This is a genomic window from Rhodococcus sp. 06-1474-1B (assembly GCF_002258885.1).
Classification (GTDB): Bacteria; Actinomycetota; Actinomycetes; order Mycobacteriales; family Mycobacteriaceae; genus Rhodococcoides; species Rhodococcoides fascians.
In genome coordinates this window covers 363,792-378,011 of the sequence record NZ_NOYR01000023.1, presented here as the reverse complement: position 1 = coordinate 378,011, position 14,220 = coordinate 363,792, and the positions used below count along the sequence as shown (strand labels likewise).

Below are 14,220 nucleotides of genomic sequence, written 5' to 3'. Positions count from 1 at the left end.
CCGGATCGAGCGCACGCCGGATCATGTCATCGCAGCGCAGCGACGAGATCACCTCGGGTACCCACCACCACGCGTTCGAGTTCGAGCCACTCCGCCATCTCGTGCAGGACGTCGCGCAACCGGGGTGCGATGTCGCGTGGATCGCGGTCGCCTTCGACGTACGCCGCTATGACGTGTAGTTCCGAGTTGGCCCGCACGGACTTGAGATCGACGCGCGCCACGAGATGGCCGTCCAGCAGGAAGGGAAATACGTAGTACCCGTGAATTCGCTTGTGCTGCGGGGTGTATATCTCGATGCGATAGTGGAAATCGAAGATTCTCTCCACACGCGGCCGATAGAAGATCATCGGATCGAACGGGCACAACAGGGTTGCGACGGTGGCAGTCCTCGGTGTTCTGGCGTCGCGGTGCACATAGGCCGGCGCGTTCCACCCTCGGACGGACACCTGCTCCAGGACGCCGTCTTCCACGAGGTCGGCGATTGCGGCCTTGGACTGCTTCTGGGAGAGCCGATAGTAGTCTCGAAGATCCGGCTCGGTGCCGACTCCCAGTGCACGAGAGGACTTTTCGATCAGGACCCGCACCGCATCCGCTTCGTCGACCTGCCTGCGGAGAACAGTTTCGGGAAGCACCCGTTCGCTGAGCTCGTACTGCCGAACGAACCCGGACCGTGCCGGCACGCTGACCACTCCAGCAGCGAAGAGTTGCTCGCAGACGACCTTGACGTCGCTTCGATCCCACCAGGGACCCTTGCGCCCGGGCTTCTCGACGTCGAGATGCTTCTCGATCTCACCCGCACTGGCCGCGCCGTGCTCTGCGATCACAGCGAGAACATCGTCCACCAGTGTGGGTTCACGATCGAGAATGCGGGCGGCTCCACCCCATCGACCGTGTCGGTACAACTCCATGCGCCACCGCATCAGTGGCCAGTCCTCCACCGGGAGCAACGCTGCCTCGTGCGCCCAGTATTCGACCAACCGCCTCGGGCGTCGGGTGGTGTCGGTCCATGCGGCGTCGTCGAGGATTTTTCTGTCGTAGGCACCGACGCGACTGAACACCGGCGCGTAGTGCGCGCGCACCACCACCGACACCGAATCGATCTGCAACAACCCGGTGGTGTCGATGGCTCCGTGCACCGCGCTCTTGCTCGCCGGGCGCGTGCGCGATCGGGTCGACGCCAGTCCTTGGGCGGCCAAGGCGGTGCGGCGCGCCATGGCAGCGCTCATGTCTCGCATCGGGCCACCCTGTCACGATCCACCGACACGGTGGTTCAGGTGCTGAAGAGATTCTTGGCCTTGAGGATCAGCTCGTACAGTCCGTAGGCGAACGGCACGGACACCCAGAGCCATGCGATCACCATCGTTCCCTGCATTCGCGCGGTGGTCATGCCTTGGCTCCTGTCGAGGTCGTCGAATCGGCGGCGTCGGCCGAATCGGATTCATGGAATTTCGACGCCACCGGTTTGATGGCTTCGTTGGCCAGGAACCCGACGACCAACAAACCGATCATCACGTAGAAGGCCGGGAGGTACCGGCCGGTGGTTCCCGCCTCGCCGGCGTCGGCGATGGCGTTGACGATCAGTGGTCCCAGAACACCTGCCACCGACCAGGCGGTGAGCAGTCGTCCGTGGATTGCGCCCACCTGGTACGTACCGAAGAGGTCCTTGAGATAGGCCGGAACGGTTGCGAATCCCGCGCCGTAGAACGACAGGATCAACAGCGCCGACACCATGAAGAGAATCTTGTTCGTGTTGGTGAACAGAGCGATGTACAGGTACAGGAGCGCGCCGACACCGAGGTACAGACGATAGATGTTCTTGCGACCCACCACGTCCGAGACCGAGGACCAGACGAAGCGACCGATCATGTTGGTCAGAGACAGAAACGCCACGAAACCAGCGGCCGCCGCGGCCAACGATTCCGGGGAGGTGGCGTCCGGAAAGAAGTCTTGGTAGATCCCGGAGCCGCGTTCGAGGATGCCGATGCCGGCAGTGACGTTGAAGCACAACACCACCCACAAGAGCCAGAACTGCGGAGTCTTGACGGCGTTGGCCGCGGAGACGTTGTGCGTCGAGATCATCGCCGACGCCGCGGGAGGCGTCCAGCCTTTCGGTGTCCACCCCTCGGCCGGGACTCTGATCAGCACGACTCCCAGCGCCATGAACACCGCGTACCCGACGCCGAGGGTGAGGAACGTCTTGGCGATCGAACCATCGGTGAAGCCGCCGAAGTTCACCATCAGTTGGCTGGTGAGAGGTGACGCGATCAGGGCACCGCCGCCGAAGCCCATGATCGCGATACCGGTCGCCATTCCCGGCCGGTCCGGGAACCACTTCATCAGCGTCGACACGGGCGAGATATATCCGATTCCGAGGCCGATACCGCCGATGAAGCCGTATCCGAAGATCACCAGCCAGAACTGGCCGAGTGCCATGCCGAGTGCGGAAATGAGCAGTCCCGATACGAAGAAGACAAGAGAAACGGCCATCGCCCAACGCGGGCCGTTCTTCTCCACTCTGGTGCCGAAGATCGCGGCCGACAGGCCCAGCATGACGATGGCGAGCTGAAACGGTATGGCGGTGACCGTTCCGCTGAGCCCCAGGGCGTCGGGCTGTGAGATGGCGTTCTTGAAGACGCTCCAGGCGTACGCAGATCCGATCGCCAGGTGTATAGACAGGGCTGCCGGGGGTATCAGCCAGCGACTCCACTCGGGCGTGGCAACGATTCTGGAGCGGTCGAGAATGGGGAGGGTCATCGAAATCCCTTGATATGGAGAGCGGTACAAATGTCGACTATCCCCTGCAGTCAAACACGAGCACGACCCTGCCTGCTCACAATCGGACATAGTTTCTTCACCGAACTCACTACATCGAGCCGCGTATCCTCGAGTGAGTGGATGTCGAGCGGTGGCGTAGCAGATTGCCGGTGAAACGAGCCTCGGACGGCGAGGTGATCGGATGGACCGTCGCACACAGCGCGGGTGAATCGGCCCCGTACGACGAACACGACGAGGGATACCTGGTCGATGCCGTCAATCCGGTGGGTATCACTGTTGCGCTGGGTGTGTCGCTGGAGGACGCGATTGCCGCCCTGGAGGAACGCGGACTGGCTTCCCTGTCGTTGCCGCACTGGACGAAAGCCCCACTGCCGTTGCAGCCCGAGACCGATCTGCTGACACCGCAAGACGATTGGCAGTGGCGCCGGGTGTTGATGACTCAGCTCGACGACAACCGTGTCTGGATCAGACCCGCGTACCCGAGTTGGCCGGAACGACTTCTGGAAATTCCGTTGTCGATCCCAGCCGACGACGTGCTGCGACCCCACTCCCCTGCCGATTCCGACTGATTCAATAGCTTCTCAGAACAGACCTCAGCGAATCGGCCAGCTGCGTCAACCCGGGTTCCTCCACGGGCAGATGACCGCACCCGTCAAGCACCACGATCTCGGTATCTGCCCGGATGCGTTGCAGGAATCGGATACTGACCTGCAACGGCGTCCATCGGTCCTCGGCGGGATGGGTCAGCAAGACCGATGGGCCGTCGTACTCTTCGGGCCGGGTGTGCGTGTAACCGAAGAAGTCGGCGAGAAAGCCGACGGGAACCGCGACCCCTCCACCTTTGGGGTCTCCAGCGCACACGTTCGACAGTTCGGAGTTCAGACTCATGTTCGCCATGTCGGCCATCCACCTGACTGGAACACGAACCCGACCCGCCACCGATGACACCGCCCGCAGCAGCTGGGGTGCGGGTCCGCCGAGGATGGCGAAGCGGGCGGCAGCCCGACGAGCACGTACATCGGCAGGGTCGAGCAGGCACGTGGCGATCACCTTGTCCACCAACCCCGTCCGGTGTGCGACCTCGTAGGCGAGCATGCCGCCCATGCTTGCACCGAGCAGAATCAACGGGCGGTTGTCGATCGACTTCTCCGCGACGACGAGGTCGCACAGAAGGTCGAGCCAGTCTCCGTATCGAACCGACGATGGATCGGGGACGACAGTGTCTCCGTACAAGGGCAGGTCGGGACACATCACCTCGAATCCCTCACGGGCTGCAATCGCGGCGTACGGCCACAGCAGGCCCGAGTAGCCGCCCGCTCCGTGCAGAGCCATCACTCGGACCTTCGATTCGGGCCTGACCGCGCGCGCCACGTGAACAGTCGTGTCGCGCCACGTCCAGTACGTCGATTCGGGACTGCCGAACTCCGTCCGATACTGATCTGGAAGAAAACGGAGGTATCGGTCGCAATCCATGGCCGAAATATTATCCGTCAGTCGGACAGTCCGGCCGACACCGTGCCGCCCAGTTCGTAGCAGCGTTCGCGAGCTGCCTTGCCTCCGTCGGCGAGGTGCAGGGTGCCGAATACCTTCTCCAATCCCCAGCCCGACGCGATGGTCTCGACACCGCGTGCAGCACCCACGGTGTCGTTGTTGCCGTGAATCCATGCGCCATAGGGCTTTCCAGCGACGGCGTCCAGACACGGGTAGTAGACCGTGTCGAAGAAGTGTTTCGGGGCACCGCTCATGTAACCGAAGTTCGCCGGGGTACCGAAGAGAAAGCCATCGGCGGCAAGCACATCCGGGACTGTCGCGCCGAGCGCAGGCACACTGCGCACGTCCACACCGCTGATCTCCGGGTCACGGGCTCCGGCGAGGACCGATTCGAGCAGTTCCCGCATCGGCGGGCTCGGTGTGTGGCGAACGATCAGCAGAGTGCGCGCCATGTCCGTCAGCTTTCGGCACGTTCCAGTGCCACAGCACGTTTCATCGTCTCGCGAGCTCGCCCGCGATCACCCGCGTAATCGTAGGCCCGCGCCAGCCGATACGAATTTCGCCAGTTGTCGGGATCTTTTTCCCATTCGGCCTTGACCTGTTGGAAGAGTTCGTCGGCCGCGTCTCGTTCGATGCGCCCCGACGGCCTCCTCGGCAGATCGTCGACGTCGAGTTCGAGGCCTTCCTCTCGGATGCGCGACGCCAGCCGCTGATGGTCCAATCCTGCTTTGAGCGTCGCCCACACGATCCACAACCCGACGATCGGCAGCAGGATGACCCCGATCCCCAGGGCAGTACTGGCCACCCCGCCGTTCTGGATCAACGTCACTCCGCGCTGTCCGAGCAGGAAGAAGTAGAAGCCGAGGATCAACACCATCACTGCAATGATGGCGACGACTTTGGTCGCTTTGTTCACTGTCGATCAGCTCACAGATCCAGAAGCGGGTCGAGGCCGACGGTCAGCCCCGGACGGGCAGCGATCTCTCGGACTCCGAGCAGTACGCCGGGCGCAAAGGACGTTCGGTCCAGCGAGTCGTGTCGGATGCTCAGCGTCTCGCCCTGTGTCCCCAGCAGAACCTCTTGGTGCGCAACGAGTCCCGCCAGTCTGATGGAGTGCACGCGCACTCCGTCCACGTCGGCTCCGCGAGCACCGTCGAGCTCCGTCGTCGTCGCATCGGGACTCTTCGGGGTGCCCGCTGCCGCCCGCGCTTCGGCGATCAGCGCGGCGGTACGGTACGCGGTCCCCGAGGGCGCATCTGCCTTGTTCGGGTGGTGCAGCTCGATCACCTCGACGGAATCGAAGAATCGGGCTGCCTGCTGAGCGAAGCGCATCGACAGCACCGCTCCGATGGCGAAGTTCGGTGCAATCAACACACCCGTCTGTGGCGATCCGGCCAACCACTCACGAACCTGCTCGAGCCGCTGCTCGTCGAAACCCGTTGTGCCGACGACAGCATGGATGCCGTGCTCGACCAAGAACTGCAGGTTGTCCATGACCACATCGGGATGGGTGAAATCCACGACCACCTGCGCACCGCTGTCGACGAAGTTCGCCAGCGGATCGCCCTGGTCGACAGTTGCCACGAGCTCCAGATCGCCGGCTGCGTCGACTGCGGCGCAGATCGCCTGACCGACCTTGCCGCGTGACCCCAGTACCCCTACTCGAACAGGTGCCGTTGCACTCACGTCGTTCCCACACTCGTTTCGTCGTCGTCTTGTCGTCCTACCGAAGACCGAGCCTACTTCCAGGCCCCCGACACCGGCAGCTACGGTCGGTCGGTGAAGTCCAGCGTTCTGTTCGCCGACCGCGTCGATCTCGTCCGTGGCGGCCGCTATCTCCTCAGCGATGCGACCGTGCGGGTCGACGAGGGCGAGCACTGGGTGTTGCTCGGTGCCAACGGTGCCGGCAAGAGCACCCTGCTCAGCTTGCTGGGAGCCGTCGTCCATCCCACGCGGGGCGCGGTGCACGTACTGGGCCACCGCCTGGGCCGCGTGGACATGCGCGAATTACGCACGCACATCGGACACGTCGATCCTCGTCTGAAGATCGAGGCCCCGCTGACTCTGCTCCAGGTCGTCCTGACGGGACTGACCAACACGCCCGATCTGATCCCGAGGTGGTCGGCCACCGAGGACGAGGTCGCTCGCGCCAACCGGCTCGTCGAGTCGCTGGGAATTGCCCACCGCGTTGACGCGTCGTGGCACACCCTCTCCCAGGGCGAGCGGGGCCGGGCACTGATCGCTCGCGCACTGCTGCCCGATCCGGCACTGCTGCTACTCGACGAACCCGCCACCGGCCTCGATCTCGCTGCCCGCGAACAACTCCTGACGGCGCTCGACTCGCTGCGTGCCGAACATCCCGGGCTCGCCAGCATCCTGGTCACCCACCATCTCGAGGAAATCCCCACCTCGACCACCCACGCGTTGCTGATCCGCGACGGTCGCATGCACGCTCAGGGGCCTGTCGACACGGTGCTGACCACGGACAACATCAGCACGTGCTTCGACCATCCGATCGAGATCTCTCGCCGACGCGGGCGGTGGGTGGCCACCGCGGCCCACCGCTGACGGTCATTCGAAAACGATGACCTGACGGATGGCGTTGCCGTCGGCCAATTCGTCCATGCCGCGGTTGATCTCGTCCAACGTGATGCGCGAGGAGATCAGCTTCTCGACGGGCAGTCGGCCCTCACGCCACATCTGGGCGTACGTCGGAATGTCGCGCGCCGGGACGGCCGAGCCGAGGTAACTACCGATGATCGTGCGCGCCTCGGCTACCAGACCGAGAGGTGAGATCGACGAACGGGCGTCGGGAGCAGGCAGGCCCACGGTGATCGTCTTTCCACCGGGAGCCGTTGCCGCGACTGCAGTTTCGAATGCACGGGCGTTGCCCGCTGCCTCGATGACGATGTCCGCCTTGATCCCCTTCTCAGCGAGATCTGCAGGTGAATAGACCTGTGTTGCACCCAGATCGGTTGCGGCGACGAGCTTGTCGGGGACGCCGTCGACACCGATGACCTCACCGGCACCGATCGATACCGCGGTCAGTACGGCCGCCATGCCCACTCCGCCGAGGCCGACCACCATCACCGACTGCCCTGGCTTCGGAGTTCCGGCGTTGAGGACAGCGCCGCCGCCGGTGAGCACTGCACAACCGAGGACCGCTGCGATGTCGGCTGGGATGTCGTCGTCGACCGGTACCACCGACTTCCTACTGACCACTGCGTGTGTGGCGAAGCCGGAGACTCCGAGGTGATGCTTGATCTCGGCACCGTCGCGGTGCAATTTGATGTCTCCGCCGAGCAACGTGCCCGCATTGTTCGACGCGCTTCCCACGACGCAGGGCATCTGGCCGTCGGTGGCGCACCCCGCGCAGTCACCGCAGCGCGGCAGGAACGTCATGACCACACGGGTTCCGACTGCTATGTCGTCGACGCCCGCGCCCACTTCCTCGACGCGGCCCGCGGCCTCGTGGCCGAGCAACATCGGTACCGGACGAACGCGATTACCGTCGACCACCGACAGATCCGAGTGGCACAGTCCGGCGGCTTCGATCCGGACGAGCAGTTCCCCGTCACCCGGTGAGCCCAGTTCGAGATCGGAGACGGTGATGGGATGCGAGTCCGCGAAGGGACGAGATCGGCCGATTTCTTCGAGTACAGCGCCGCGAATCTTCATCCCGCCAGACTATGCGGCTGCGCCGCATGTGCGTGGAACTTCGTAGCCCACTACGAAGTTCCACTCACATGGGCCGCAGGCCCTCACAGCGGCAGACGTGGCCTGAGCAGGTGCGCAACCAACGCCGTCCAGCCGGTTTGGTGTGTTGCTCCGAGTCCCTCGCCGGTGTCGCCGTCGAAGTATTCGTTGAAGGTCGGGTGCTCACTCCACAGTGGATCGGAACTCGACTCGATCCGCCGACCGTCGGCAGGCCGCTTGCCGTCGACCGGACGGAACAGTCCTGCCAAGCCGTTGTCGATCAAGTCTGCGGCATCGGTGAGAGTGCGATGGTTTCCCGAGCCGGTGGGAATTTCGATGGTGAACGAGTCGCCGTAGTAGCGCCCGTAGGCGCGCAGCTTGTCCGCCAACAGCACGTTCACCGGGAACCACACCGGCCCTCGCCAATTGGAGTTACCCCCGAACATTCCGGTGCGCGACTCCCCCGGCTCGTACTCGATGGACAGGCTTCGACCGTCGACGTCGAACGTGACCGGCTCGCGGTACGAAGCCGACAAGGAACGAATACCGAACTCCGACAAGAACTCTTCCGAGTCGAACATGCGAGAGAGGATCCGCTTGAGACGTTCGGGCTGCACGAGGGTGAGCAGAAGGCGCACCTCGTTGCCTTCCCGACGCGCCAGCAGCGGTGAGACCATTTCCGGCCGACGGTGCTGAACCCACCGCAGCCGCGCCGCGAGGTCCGGGCACTCCGCCTCGACCCAGGGCGGAATTTCCGTGGCCCCGAGAATGGGAAGCAGACCGACCATGGATCGCACTCGCATCGGTACCGCGTCGCCCTCGGGTTGCACGAGAACGTCGTAGAAGAATCCGTCTTCCTCGTGCCACAGCGAAATGTGCTGCGAACCGAACGAGTTGACCGCCTTCGCGATCGAGAGGAAATGCGAGAAGAACTTGGTCGCGACGTCGTCCCAGGCGCTGTCGTGGCGCGCGAGCTCGAGTGCGATCTTGAACATCTGCTGGCAGTAGAACGCCATCCAACTCGTGGCGTCGGACTGTTCCAGACGGAAACCGGGCGGCAGTGGAGCGGAGCGATTGAACAATCCGATGTTGTCCATACCAAGGAACCCGCCCTCGAAGATGTTCGACCCCTCCGAATCCTTGCGATTGACCCACCACGCGAAGTTGAGCAGCAACTTCGTGAACACCCGGACCAGGAACTCGCGATCCCGGTACCCGTCGATCCGATAGACGTGCCAGGCCGCCCAGGCGTGGACCGGAGGGTTGACGTCGCCGAACTCCCATTCGTAGGCCGGCAGTTGGCCGTTGGGATGCATGGCCCATTCCCGGCACATCAGGACCAACTGCTCCTTCGCGAAGTCCGGGTCCACATGTGCGAGAGGAATAGCGTGAAAGGCCAAGTCCCAGGCGGCGAACCATGGATATTCCCACTCGTCGGGCATCGAAATCACATCGGCCAGTGCGAGGTGACGCCAATGGGCGTTACGGCCCTTGGGGTCCTGACGCGAGTGCGGCGCCGGGGCTCCCACCTTGTCGCCCTCGATCCACTGCTCGACGTCGTAGCGGTAGAGCTGCTTGGTCCACAACAGCCCCGCATATGCCCGCCGCGCCACGTGTCGATCGGCATCGGTGAGGTCCGCACCGATCACTGCGCCGTAGAACTCGTCCGCCTCCGCACGACGGTCACCGGTGACCGCGTCGAATCCCGCACCGAACGTCTGCTCGTCCGGTCGATGGGGCGACAAGCGCAGTCGCACCGATTCGGTTGCGCCCGAGTCGATGTCGTCGAATCTATACCAGAATGCAGCCTTCGTTCCGGTCTGCTGGGGGTTCACCGCACCCTGTTCGCCGTCGACGACATGTCGGCCGATGCCGTCCTTGGGGTACTTCGACAGGTTGTCCTGCCCCCACAAGGACTCTGCATTGGTTTCGTTGTCGCAGAACAACATTGACGGCGATCCCTCGGCACTGAGGTAGTACCGACCGAGAAAGCCGTGATCGGCAGCAACGGCCTCGAGGCCGCCGGCCAGAAGTTCCGGTCGGGTCAGCTGGGTGAGCGATCCACCGCGATCGTCGCGCCCCCACGACCAGGTGTTGCGCAGCCACAGTTGCGGCAGCAGATCGACCGATGCCGCCTCGGGTCCGTGATTGGTGATGGAGATCGTGATGCAGATGTCGTCGGGCGAAGCCTTCGCATACGTGACCTGGACGTCGAAGAACCGGTTCTCGTCCAAGATCCCGGTATCGGCCAATTCGTATTCGCGGTCGTCTCGGCCGCGTCGAGCACTCTCCTCGCGCAGGTGCGCGTACGGGTACTCCGCATGCGGGTAGCGGTAGAGCCACTGCATCCAACTGTGCGTCGGAGTGCCGTCGATCGCCCAGAAGTACTCCTTGACGTCCTCGCCGTGATTCCCCTCCTCGTTGGCCAACCCGAAGAGTCGTTCCTTCAGAATCGGATCCTTGCGATTCCACAGGGCGAACGCGAAATTCAGGAAACCGAATCGATCGCAGATTCCACCGATTCCGTCCTCACCCCAGCGGTAGGCACGCTTGTGCGCCTGATCGAACGGAAACGACGCCCACGCGTTTCCGTCCTCGGAGTAGTCCTCGCGCACCGTGCCCCACTGCCGTCCCGCCAGGTACGGTCCCCACTGACGCCATGGCCCGCTGACCCCTGGTGACTCCGCCAAACGGTTGTGTTCGACGGTGGACGGGGTGGGAACGCTCACGGGATTGGTGGTCACGGCACACAGTCTGGTGCTTCCCGGTCAGCGATGCACGCCGACATTGGCGGCGAGGTACCCGACTCGGCGTTGCACCGCGGCGATCTCTCGGATGCCGTCGGTGAGCAGACTGCGCTCGAGCGGTGAGAGATCGGCCATGATCAGCACATCGCCGGGCCGATGGCCTGCCGTCATCTGATCGATCTGGTGTGACAGCCGCAGCCGTTGAAGCAGCGCGAACACCTCGGTCAACGTGGTGACGTCCCGTTCGGAGAGCATCCCGTTGCCCGACGCGGCCGCCAGACGCGCCGGTGTCGAGGCCGAGGCCATTCCGACCGACAGTCCACCCCACCGAGCGAGATTGACGATCGGAGTCAGTGCATGGGCCTTGAGGTCGAACGTGCCGCCGCGCCGCGCCAGCACGTCGCGCAGCGAACGCAGCCTGGCCCGTCCGGCGAGGGCGTCGCGAAGTTGCAGCCGCAGTGCATCGGGGTTGTCGACCAGCAGTCGGCGATAGGCCTCGGGAACGGTGTTCAACTCCCTCGGGCCCCACACCACCCTGCCGTCGATCATCAGCGAGGACATGATGAGGCCGGAGTCCCCAGCCGGAGTGGAGCCTGCGGAACGACCAGAGGTTCCTGCTTTGCCACGATCGCCGAAGGGGTTGCTGAGCCAGTGGGCCGCGGCACTTTCCCATTGCCCGGCCGAGCGTGCGAATCTCGGCGAGCTCGCAACCGCACCGTTGGTGTCGGACGGCAACCCGGCACCGTCGAGGCTCGCGTGTACCCGAGCGGCCAGGCCCATCAGCACTTCGTCGCGAGTTCTCGGCACCGAGTTCGATCGTCCACGCACGTAGGGGTCGGCGGTGGTATCCGACCAAGTCAAAGCGCTGTCGACGTCCGAGGAGGGCATCGCCTCCCGACGGGCGACGCTGCCCAGGGTGATCCAGGCGAAATTGTGTCGCGGTACTTCGGGCCGCGCCGCCCATTCGATCTCCACGGCTCGGCGAACGAGGCTGTCGACCACGACGGACAGAATCGCGCTGACGGCCAGGGCGTCGGTCCCACCCCGGAACAGGTCCGCCACCAATCCCGGAACGAGCCTTCCTGCGTCGGCGAGTTCGGCCGATGTCGTTGCCGAGGTCACCGCGCGACGAACCACGAAGCTGCGACGCGTGGACGCGGCATGCAGATCGGAGTCCTCGACGACGCCGAGAACCTCGCCTCGGCTGGACACGACGGGCATGTGCCGCAGTCCCAGCTCGAGCATGTCCATCAGGACGGTGCCGGCCAACCGGTCCGCGGTGACCGTCTCTGTGGGCGACGTCATGACGTGCTCGACCGGGGTGTCGACGCCGATTCCCGCGGCGACCACCCGCACCCTGAGGTCACGGTCGGTGAATATTCCGTAGCGCGAACCTCGCAGCGGAACCAGGACGTACGAGCTGCCCTGTTCGGTCATGTGCCGAACTGCGTTTCGGACGGAGGTGCCGACGGAGACGAACACCGGTGGGGCCGAGAGCAGTTCGCCGACAGCGCGGCCGGCACTACCCTCGGCCGCCCCACCTCGATGCGTGCTGGCCGAGGTGACGGCGTCGGCCAGAAACGCCAGCCCGGTCGGCGTTGCGAACAGCGGTCGAATCAGCTCTCCGGGCAACCGAAGAACGGTACTCGGCTCGGTTGCGCGCGCACAGAATTCGACCGTCCCGCCGACAAGCAACGCCGAGAAACCGAAGACCCCGCCCGGACCGATGGTGTCGATCGGTAGGGCGGCGGGCGAGGTGTCGTCGGAGTGCACGATCACCACTCGACCGGTACGCACCACCCACACGGTGTCGGCCACATCGAGCTTCGATGTCGGGCCCACAACCCATGCGCCACTGGCATAGTCGAGTTCGACGGCTGCTCCGGCGATGTCGGTCAGTACCGCAGGTGACGCGCCTTGGAACGGTGGGTGCGCGCCGAGGAAGTCGGCAAGCTCCGATCTATCCGCCACGGATCAGGTCGGCGCACTTTTCCGCCATGGTCATGACCGTGATGTTGGGATTGACATACGGCAGCTTCGGCATCGCCGACGCGTCGACCACGCGCAGGTTCGAGATGCCCTTGACGCGCAACTCGGGATCGAGCACGGCCATGGTGTCGTCCACCGATCCCATCCGCGCCGTACCTGCCGGGTGATAGACCGTGTTGTGGGTCTTGTGCACGTAGTCGAGCAGATCATCGTCGGTGACGGCATCGGGCCCGGGTGCGAGTTCGCGTTCGATCCAACCCGCGAGTGGACCGTCTGCGGCGATAGCGCGCGCCAGCTTCAGACCGGCGAGCATCACCGCGTCGTCGTGGCCGTCGGGGTCGGTGAAATAGCGCGGATCCACCTTTGCGCGATCGCGAAAGTCCCTGCTGCGCAACCGAACAGTTCCCCTAGAACGACCCTGGGTGACGTTGGGCGTCAAACAGAACCCGTTGTCGGTGGTCGGATAACCCCATCGGAGAGTGTTCATGTCGAACGGCACGCTGCCGTAGTGCATCATGATGTCCGGGTAGTTCAGCGACGAGTCGGTCTGCGCGAACACGCCGATCTCCCACCACTGCGAGGACGTGGTGACCATGGGCTTGCTCGCCTCCCAGAACACCAGCCCCTCGACGTGGTCGTCGAGGTTCTCTCCCACTCCCGGTGAATCGACCCGAACGGTGATTCCCATCTCCTGCAGCTGTGCCGCCGGTCCGATTCCGGAGAGCATCAACAACTTCGGAGTGTCGATGGCACCGGCGGTGACGATCACTTCGCGTCGCGCGGACACGGTGTCGTAACCGGTCAGGTCGGGGCGTTGGTACCGCACACCCGTCGCGGTCAGCGACTCGTCGATCAGAATCTCGCTGATCCAGCAGTCGGTGCGCACCTCCAGGTTCGGCCGCGAGCCGATGATCGGATGCAGGTACGCATGTGAGGTCGACATCCGCGAGCCGTCTTCTCCCGCGTTGATCTGAAACCAGCCCGCACCGTTGAGTACCGGCGTCCCGCGGTTGAATGCAACGGTGGGAAGCCCGACTCCGGCTGCCGATTCGAGCACTGCTGCACCGCATGGATCGTTCGGCGGCACGTCGCGGATTCGAACGGGGCCGTCATGTCCACGGCCGGTGTCGTTGTTCTCCACGCGCGCAACGAACGGCAGGATGTCCGACGCGCCCCAGCCCGTCGCACCGGCCGCGGCCCAGTCGTCGAGGGTTTCGGCCGGTGGGTGAAATGCGATGCAGGAGTTGTGCGACGAACAGCCGCCGAGCACTTTCGCCCGTGCGTGTCGCATGAAGCTGTTGCCGCGCTCCTGCGGTTCGACGGGGTAGTCCCAGTCGTAGCCGGAGTCGAGCAGATGCATCCACTCGACGAGTTCGAGAATTGCCTTGTCACCGACATCGGTCGGCCCTGCTTCGACAAGGCAGACGCTGACGGAGGGATCCTCGCTCAGTCGCGCGGCGAGCACACATCCCGCCGTGCCACCTCCTGCGACGACGTAATCGAACTGGGTGTCTGTCACTGC

At 64.3% G+C, this 14,220-nt stretch carries 13 protein-coding genes; 2 read left to right on the top strand and 11 right to left on the bottom strand.

Annotation, left to right across the window (positions count from 1 at the left end):
• Positions 1–26: 26 nt before the first annotated feature.
• Genes CH266_RS12020 through CH266_RS12015 form a run of 3 tightly spaced genes read right to left on the bottom strand, consistent with a single transcriptional unit; the run spans position 27 to position 2,754 of the window.
• The gene (locus tag CH266_RS12020; RefSeq protein WP_094715347.1) at positions 27–1,235 is read right to left on the bottom strand and encodes a winged helix-turn-helix domain-containing protein; all 1,209 of its coding nucleotides are present in this window, start codon (positions 1,233–1,235) and stop codon (positions 27–29) included.
• 35 nt (positions 1,236–1,270) lie between these two features.
• On the bottom strand, positions 1,271–1,387 hold the full coding sequence (locus CH266_RS26115; RefSeq protein ID WP_420030340.1) for an MFS transporter small subunit: 117 nt from the start codon (positions 1,385–1,387) through the stop codon (positions 1,271–1,273).
• Positions 1,384–2,754, bottom strand: a complete 1,371-nt coding sequence (locus tag CH266_RS12015; RefSeq protein WP_027496813.1) for an OFA family MFS transporter — start codon at positions 2,752–2,754, stop codon at positions 1,384–1,386. Before CH266_RS12015 ends, CH266_RS26115 begins: the two co-directional genes overlap by 4 nt.
• 170 nt (positions 2,755–2,924) lie before the next feature.
• On the opposite strand from CH266_RS12015, the gene CH266_RS12010 reads away from it, so the two are divergent.
• Complete coding sequence (locus CH266_RS12010; protein ID WP_176457075.1) at positions 2,925–3,344, top strand: hypothetical protein; 420 nt, start codon at positions 2,925–2,927, stop codon at positions 3,342–3,344.
• A 1-nt stretch (position 3,345) separates the two neighbouring features.
• Here CH266_RS12010 and CH266_RS12005 read toward each other — a convergent pair whose 3' ends face one another.
• The 4 genes from CH266_RS12005 to dapB are packed head-to-tail and all read right to left on the bottom strand — an operon-like array spanning position 3,346 to position 5,952.
• Complete coding sequence (locus CH266_RS12005) at positions 3,346–4,248, bottom strand: alpha/beta hydrolase (RefSeq protein ID WP_094715345.1); 903 nt, start codon at positions 4,246–4,248, stop codon at positions 3,346–3,348.
• Between the two features lie 17 nt (positions 4,249–4,265).
• Entirely contained in the window at positions 4,266–4,718 is a 453-nt protein-coding gene (locus CH266_RS12000) for a flavodoxin family protein (protein WP_094715344.1), read from the bottom strand.
• A gap of 5 nt (positions 4,719–4,723) precedes the next feature.
• Positions 4,724–5,143: a hypothetical protein gene (locus CH266_RS11995; RefSeq protein ID WP_063216903.1), complete on the bottom strand. Its 420-nt coding sequence runs from the start codon at positions 5,141–5,143 to the stop codon at positions 4,724–4,726.
• Positions 5,144–5,193: 50 nt separating this feature from the next.
• Positions 5,194–5,952, bottom strand: coding sequence for a 4-hydroxy-tetrahydrodipicolinate reductase (gene dapB / locus CH266_RS11990; protein ID WP_027496797.1), 759 nt, complete (start codon positions 5,950–5,952; stop codon positions 5,194–5,196).
• Between the two features lie 93 nt (positions 5,953–6,045).
• On the opposite strand from dapB, the gene CH266_RS11985 reads away from it, so the two are divergent.
• Positions 6,046–6,834 (top strand): ABC transporter ATP-binding protein, encoded by a 789-nt coding sequence (locus CH266_RS11985; RefSeq protein ID WP_094715343.1) that lies wholly within the window; start codon positions 6,046–6,048, stop codon positions 6,832–6,834.
• 3 nt (positions 6,835–6,837) lie between these two features.
• Here CH266_RS11985 and CH266_RS11980 read toward each other — a convergent pair whose 3' ends face one another.
• The 4 genes from CH266_RS11980 to CH266_RS11965 all read right to left on the bottom strand — a co-directional run bounded on the left by CH266_RS11980 (position 6,838) and on the right by CH266_RS11965 (position 14,217).
• Positions 6,838–7,944 (bottom strand): alcohol dehydrogenase catalytic domain-containing protein, encoded by a 1,107-nt coding sequence (locus CH266_RS11980; RefSeq protein WP_094715342.1) that lies wholly within the window; start codon positions 7,942–7,944, stop codon positions 6,838–6,840.
• 83 nt (positions 7,945–8,027) lie between these two features.
• Positions 8,028–10,706 (bottom strand): MGH1-like glycoside hydrolase domain-containing protein, encoded by a 2,679-nt coding sequence (locus CH266_RS11975; protein WP_230591201.1) that lies wholly within the window; start codon positions 10,704–10,706, stop codon positions 8,028–8,030.
• A gap of 24 nt (positions 10,707–10,730) precedes the next feature.
• Positions 10,731–12,680, bottom strand: a complete 1,950-nt coding sequence (locus CH266_RS11970) for a putative nucleotidyltransferase substrate binding domain-containing protein (protein ID WP_094715341.1) — start codon at positions 12,678–12,680, stop codon at positions 10,731–10,733.
• Entirely contained in the window at positions 12,670–14,217 is a 1,548-nt protein-coding gene (locus tag CH266_RS11965) for a GMC family oxidoreductase (RefSeq protein ID WP_032370834.1), read from the bottom strand. The genes CH266_RS11970 and CH266_RS11965 overlap by 11 nt, the downstream gene beginning before the upstream one ends.
• Positions 14,218–14,220: the final 3 nt, after the last annotated feature.

What these genes read in the sequence shown, in the direction of transcription:
- CH266_RS12020 (WP_094715347.1), bottom strand. Translation starts at nt 1,235, where the DNA reads ATGCGAGACATGAGCGCTGCCATGGCGCGCCGCACCGCCTTGGCCGCC.
- CH266_RS26115 (WP_420030340.1), bottom strand. Translation starts at nt 1,387, where the DNA reads ATGACCACCGCGCGAATGCAGGGAACGATGGTGATCGCATGGCTCTGG.
- CH266_RS12015 (WP_027496813.1), bottom strand. Translation starts at nt 2,754, where the DNA reads ATGACCCTCCCCATTCTCGACCGCTCCAGAATCGTTGCCACGCCCGAG.
- CH266_RS12005 (WP_094715345.1), bottom strand. Translation starts at nt 4,248, where the DNA reads ATGGATTGCGACCGATACCTCCGTTTTCTTCCAGATCAGTATCGGACG.
- CH266_RS12000 (WP_094715344.1), bottom strand. Translation starts at nt 4,718, where the DNA reads ATGGCGCGCACTCTGCTGATCGTTCGCCACACACCGAGCCCGCCGATG.
- CH266_RS11995 (WP_063216903.1), bottom strand. Translation starts at nt 5,143, where the DNA reads ATGGTGTTGATCCTCGGCTTCTACTTCTTCCTGCTCGGACAGCGCGGA.
- CH266_RS11980 (WP_094715342.1), bottom strand. Translation starts at nt 7,944, where the DNA reads ATGAAGATTCGCGGCGCTGTACTCGAAGAAATCGGCCGATCTCGTCCC.